Source organism: Streptomyces sp. NPDC005151 (assembly GCF_053599875.1).
Genome location: NZ_JBSFYR010000112.1, coordinates 15,249 through 20,376 on the forward strand (window position 1 = coordinate 15,249; position 5,128 = coordinate 20,376).

4 protein-coding genes and 1 pseudogene are annotated in these 5,128 nt (G+C 69.2%); 3 read left to right on the plus strand and 2 right to left on the minus strand.

Annotated features, from left to right (window positions below):
* The 3 genes from ACWD6R_RS35270 to ACWD6R_RS35280 all read left to right on the plus strand — a co-directional run.
* Window positions 1-738, plus strand: a 738-nt coding sequence (locus tag ACWD6R_RS35270; RefSeq protein ID WP_451822463.1) for a tyrosine-type recombinase/integrase, incomplete at its 5' end; no start/stop codon positions are given.
* A gap of 322 nt (window positions 739-1,060) precedes the next feature.
* Window positions 1,061-2,119 carry a ribosome small subunit-dependent GTPase A gene (gene rsgA / locus ACWD6R_RS35275; protein ID WP_351201597.1) on the plus strand — a complete coding sequence of 353 codons (1,059 nt, stop codon included), beginning with the start codon at window positions 1,061-1,063 and terminating at the stop codon, window positions 2,117-2,119.
* Window positions 2,116-3,429 (plus strand): GNAT family N-acetyltransferase, encoded by a 1,314-nt coding sequence (locus tag ACWD6R_RS35280; RefSeq protein WP_451822464.1) that lies wholly within the window; start codon window positions 2,116-2,118, stop codon window positions 3,427-3,429. Before rsgA ends, ACWD6R_RS35280 begins: the two co-directional genes overlap by 4 nt.
* Window positions 3,430-3,519: 90 nt before the next feature.
* Here ACWD6R_RS35280 and ACWD6R_RS35285 read toward each other — a convergent pair whose 3' ends face one another.
* Window positions 3,520-4,227, minus strand: coding sequence for a Tn3 family transposase (locus ACWD6R_RS35285; RefSeq protein ID WP_451822465.1), 708 nt, complete (start codon window positions 4,225-4,227; stop codon window positions 3,520-3,522).
* A 57-nt stretch (window positions 4,228-4,284) separates the two neighbouring features.
* Window positions 4,285-5,031, minus strand: a pseudogene (locus tag ACWD6R_RS35290) (IS256 family transposase); the annotation flags it as partial.
* Window positions 5,032-5,128 lie beyond the last annotated feature (97 nt).

Genomic DNA, 5,128 nt, shown 5'->3' on the forward strand with positions numbered 1-5,128 from the left:
GACACCGTCAACCGGGAGCTGTCCATCGCGCGCAAGGCGATCGGCTGGTGGCAGCGCCAGGGCTGGATCGAAGGCGATCCGACAGTCGGCATCGAGCGGCGGCCGGCGCCGCCGGACCGCACCAAGGCCCTGGCCGAGAACCAGATCGCCGCCCTGTGGCGCCTGGACGTCGGGCTCCGGGAGAAGACGCAGTGGAAGATGCTCTACGAGTCCGCCGCACGGGCCGATGAGGTGCTGCGACTGAATGTGGAAGACCTGTACCCGCAGGACAAGCGCGGCAAGATCACTGCCAAGGGCGGGGCGACCGAGTGGATTCACTGGCAGTCCGGCACCGCCCAGCTGCTGCCCCGGCTCATCGCCCGCCGTACCCGCGGCCCGCTGTTCCTCACGGACCGCAAGGCCCCGGCCGGGACACCCACGCTGGACGTGTGCCCGGAGACCGGCCGGGCCCGGCTCTCCTACCGCCGGGCCGAGGAGATCTTCGAGGAGAACACCCGGCCGCTGGCCAACCCCCTCGCCTCACCCGAGGACATCGAGAACCTGGACGGCTGGACCCTGCACCGGCTCCGCCACAGCGCCCTGACACACGACGCCGAGGGCGGCACCTCCACACCGATGCTGCTGGCCCGCTCCCGCCACACCTCCGTCCGCTCCCTGGAGCGGTACGCACGCCCAGGCGTCGACGCGGTCGCCCGGCACGTCGCCGAACGCGACCCCGCCGCACGCCGCCGGAGCTGAACCGTGCGCCAGCGGGCGCATCTCCATTTCCGGCATCTTCCGACGCTGGGAATGGAGGTGCTAGCATCAGCGGCGCAGAGACAACCGGGTCAACTGCGGGACCAGAAGGGGGAGGTGAGTTGATGACTGTCGCAGAGGCCACTGCCGTGTGCAGTGCCCGCCGGACCATCCTCACGTCCCGGGCCCTGGTCTGACCTGACGTCGATGCCCCCGCAAGAGCTCTGACGGCTCGCGGAAGGCCATCCTCTGTGCCGATCGGGGTCCCTGTTCAAGGGTCTCTACGTTGTCTCAACTCCTTTCGCATCATGCTCAGCCGTATTCCCTGGTGGACTACGGCTGGGACGAGGCGTGTGAGCACGCCTTCGCACCCCATCGAACTGCCGGGCTGATCCCGGCCCGCATCGTGCGAGCCGAACGCGGCTCGTGCGAAGCAGTCACCGACGCCGGAATCATCCGTGCGCAGATTCCCGGCACCGCCGATCACGGTGATCCGCTGTCGGCGCCGTGCACGGGTGACTGGGCGGCGCTGCGCCCTGTCACCACCGGCCATGCGCCGGTGCTGCACGCGATGCTGGAGCGGCGTAACGCCCTGGTGCGCTCGTCTTCTTCGCGTACCTCGCACGGCCAGGTCCTGGCCGCCAACGTCGACACGGTCGTGGTGACGGTGTCGCTGGCGGCACCGCTCAAGCACGGCCGGACCGAACGCATGCTCGCCCTGGCCTGGGAGAGCGGCGCCCAGCCGGTCGTGGTGCTCACCAAGGCCGACGCGTGCGCGGACGTGCCCTCGGCTCAGGCCCAGGTGTCCGGGGTGGCCGCCGGAGTGGACGTACTGGTCACCAGCGCCGTGACCGGGCAGGGCCTGGACACCCTGACCTCCGTCCTGAACGGCACCATCGTGCTGCTGGGCCCCTCCGGAGCGGGCAAGTCCACCCTGGGCAACCAGCTCCTGGGCGAGGAGCGGCTGGCGACCGGCGCCGTGCGCGACGCGGACGGCAAGGGCCGGCACACCACCGCATGGCGGGAGCTGATCCCGCTGCCCGGCGGGGGTGTCCTGCTGGACACCCCCGGTCTGCGTGCGATCGGTCTGCACGACGCCCAGGACGGGCTGGAGCAGACCTTCGCCGAGATCGAACACCTCGCGCAGGACTGCCGGTTCACGGACTGCGCACACGTGAGCGAACCCGGCTGCGCGGTGCTGGCCGCCGTCGAGGCAGGCGAGATCCCCCAGCGCCGTCTGAACAGCTACCGCCAGCTGCTGCGGGAGAACACCTACGCCGCCTCCCGCACCGACGCCCGGATGCGCGCCGACCGCGAGGCCGCCAAGAAGGACATCACGCGGCACCTGCGCGCCACCTACCAGTTCCGGGAGCGCCAGCAGTGAACAACAGCGACACCCCCGACCACGCCCCCGGCAGCGACCCGGGGACGCAGGCGTTCTTCACCCTGCACCACGACCTGCCCCGGCAGGGCCCCGGCTCGGACGCCACCACACGGCGCCTGCTGGAGATGGCCGGTCCGCTGCCCGAGCACCCGCGGGTGCTGGACGCGGGCTGCGGCCCCGGCCGCTCCACCCTGCTGCTGGCCGAAGAAGCCGGCGCGCACGTGACCGCAGTCGACCTGCACCAGCCGTACCTGGACGGCCTCGCCGCCGAGGCGGCCCGCCGTGGCCTGAGCGACCAGGTCACGGTCGTCAACTGCTCGATGGACCGGCTGCCCGTCCCCGATCACAGCTTCGACGTGATCTGGGCCGAGGGGTCCGTATACACCATCGGCTTCGACGTCGCCCTGCGCGCCTGGCGTCGCCTGCTCGCCCCGGACGGCGTCCTCGTCGTCACCGAAATCGAATGGACCGTGCCCAGCCCCGCTGCCCCGACGCGCGCCTACTGGGACGCGGCCTACCCGCTGCGCACCCACGCCGCGAACACCGACGCCGCACAGGCCGCCGGCTACCGTCTCCGCGCGCACTGGCCGCTGCCGGAAAGCGACTGGTGGGACGAGTACTACACGCCGCTCACTCAGCGGATGGACCGAGCGGACCCGCAGCGCCCCGGCATGCCGCAGGCCCTGGCCGCACACCGGACAGAAATCAACATGCGGCGCGAACACGGCAGCGACTACGACTACGCCGCCTACCTCCTCCACCCCCACGACCACACCCCCGACACCACCGAGAACGGAACCATGACCACCTGGACCGCCTGTCCCGAGGCCGCCGACGACATCTCCGCCATCCGCGACATCCTCCTCGCGGCCTTCCCTACCGCCCAGGAGGCCGACATCGTCGACGCCCTGCGCGCCGACCCGCAGGCATGGATCGACGGACTATCGATGGTCACCGCTACTCCCGACGGCATCCGGCTCGGGTACGCGCTGCTCACCCGATGCCACGTCGACGGCGTACCCGCCCTCGCCCTGGCACCGTGCGCGGTACTGCCCTCCGCCCAGCGCACCGGCGCCGGCTCCGCCGCCATCCGCGCCGCACTCGACGCCGCCCGCACCATGGGCGAAAACCTCGTCCTCGTCCTGGGACACGCCGACTACTACCCTCGGTTCGGCTTCACCCCCGCCTCCCGCTTTGGCATCCAAGCACCCTTCGAGGCACCTGACGAGGCAATGATGGCCATGGCCCTCGACGACACCCGCCCCGTCCCGACCGGCACCATCCACTACCCCGCCGCATTCGGCGTCTGACCCCTCCTGTGGTGCCCCGGGGCTCAAACACCCGGGGTACCACAGCCCCTTCCAGTCACACGTCCATCGGGTTCAGGGCCGTACGCCGGCTCAGGCAGCCTGGCCGAAGCCGTCGGCGGTCGCGGTTTCATCGCGCAGCGGGGTGAAGTCGACGTCGAGCTTCGGGTCGTACTCCTCGGGCTGGATGCCGAGTTCGTGGGTGGAGTACTCGCCAAACCGGTTGATGTGCTCGGTCAGGTAGGGCGAGATGTGTGCCAGGTCCTCCGGATCGATCGTCCAGCCCTCCTCCAGCAGCTGCCGCACGATCTCGGCGATGTCCAGGGCGTTGTGGAAAATCACTGCGTTCGTGAGCAGAGCATTGAATTTCATCGCCTTTTCCTGCTCGACCGGGTCGTTGTCGGCGATGACGCCGCGGTTGCCGAAGCCGATCCACTGGGAGAACCGGTTGAACGACTCGACCTTGTTCGTCGCCGCGGTCACCCGCCGCCGCAGCGGCGCGTCCGACAGATACCGAAGGAGCTGGACAGTACGGATGACGCGGCCGACCTCGCGGAAGGCGGCGTAGGTGGCGTTCTTGCGCGACCCGGAGCGCAGGCGCTTGAGCAGCGTGGATGAGGGGATGGCCCCCTCCCTCACGGAGACGGCCACGCGCATCAGGTGGCGGAACTGGGACTCGATCAGGTCGAAGTCGATGACGTTCTTGCCCGCCTCGCCGAACAGTGCGTCGATGTGCACGTACTCGGTCTGCTTGCTGGGCCGGTAGAAGGTCATGCCCTTCCAGTTCCTGATCCTGGGCATCAAGTCGAAGCCAGCAGGGGGTCTGTACAGCTAACGGTGGAACTCGGTCGGATTTCTTTAGCGGCGTCCGGCGGTGAGCCGGCCGTCGAAGGCGATGTCGAAGGCCTGGGGTGCGGCCTTCCACCGCATGGTCCAGCGTTTGCGGCCGGCGCCTGTGGGATCCAGGCTCATCACGGCCAAGTACACGCATTTGAGGGCTGCTTGATCGTTCGGGAAGTGTCCGCGGGCCCTCACCGCCTTGCGGATTCGGGCGTTGACGCTCTCGATCGCGTTGGTCGTGCACACGATCTTGCGGATCTCCACGTCGAACTGGAGGAAGGGAACGAACTCCGCCCAGGCGTTTTCCCAGAGCCGGATGATCGCCGGGTACTTCTTGCCCCAGGCCTCGCCGAACTCCATGAAGCGCTCCACGGCTGCATCCTCGGTCGCAGCCGTGTAGACGGGCTTGAGCGCCTTGGCGATCTTCTCCCAGTCCTGCCTGCCCGCGTACCGGAAGCTGTTTCGCAGCAGGTGAACCACACAGGTTTGAACGATCGTTGCAGGCCAGACGGTGTTCACCGCGTCCGGGAGCCCGGTCAGACCGTCGCAGACCAGCATCAGCACATCGTCCGCGCCGCGGTTCTTGATCTCGGTGAGGACCTGCAGCCAGTACTTCGCGCCCTCGCCGGCGTCGCCGACCCACAGGCCCAAGATGTCGCAGTGCCCCTCGGCGGTCACGGCCAGGGCCATGTAGACCGGGCGGTTGGCCACCGAGCCGTCCCTGACCTTCACGTTCACACAGTCGATGAAGACGACCGGGTAGACGCGGCGGTTTCCACTGATCGTTGCGAATCAGCGGTAGGCGAGTTCCTTTGACCAGCGTCTCATGGCCTCGGCGGGGGTGCGGTCGCCCAGGACGCGG

Coding starts and splice junctions, on each gene's coding strand:
- ACWD6R_RS35285 (WP_451822465.1), bottom strand. CDS start 4,227: ATGCCCAGGATCAGGAACTGGAAGGGCATGACCTTCTACCGGCCCAGC.